Here is a 328-nt window from a genome sequence, read left to right as displayed (position 1 = left end):
CTTACGCGAGCACTTCGTCCAGCAGCGCGACGACAACAAGCGTCGACTCCAGCAGGCCCAGTTGCCTGCGGTTGTAGAGGCGATCAAGGACCATATTCGCTACCTGCAAACCCAGATCAAGCAGCTCGGCAAAGCCATCGATCAAAGCATGCGTGAGCTGGATGCGGAAAAAGCCGATCGGCTTATCTCTGTCAAAGGCATCGGCACTGTGGCGACCGCCAGCTTGCTGGTTTATCTACCCGAACTCGGCGAGCTGGATCGCAGGGAGATCGCCGCACTGGCGGGAATCGCCCCCTACAACGACGACAGTGGAAATCACAGCGGGAAA

1 protein-coding gene is annotated in these 328 nt (G+C 58.2%); it reads left to right on the top strand.

The window, feature by feature from the left end; genetic code table 11:
• A partial coding sequence (locus ACM6I7_RS16915; RefSeq protein WP_414888916.1) for a transposase occupies positions 1 to 328 on the top strand: 328 nt, incomplete at both ends.

The organism is Pseudomonas sp. IT-93MI4 (genome assembly GCF_949767635.1).
In the GTDB taxonomy this organism is placed as follows: domain Bacteria; phylum Pseudomonadota; class Gammaproteobacteria; order Pseudomonadales; family Pseudomonadaceae; genus Aquipseudomonas; species Aquipseudomonas putida_A.
Note: the sequence above shows the minus strand (reverse complement) of the source record. Positions and strands in the feature narration are given on the sequence as shown.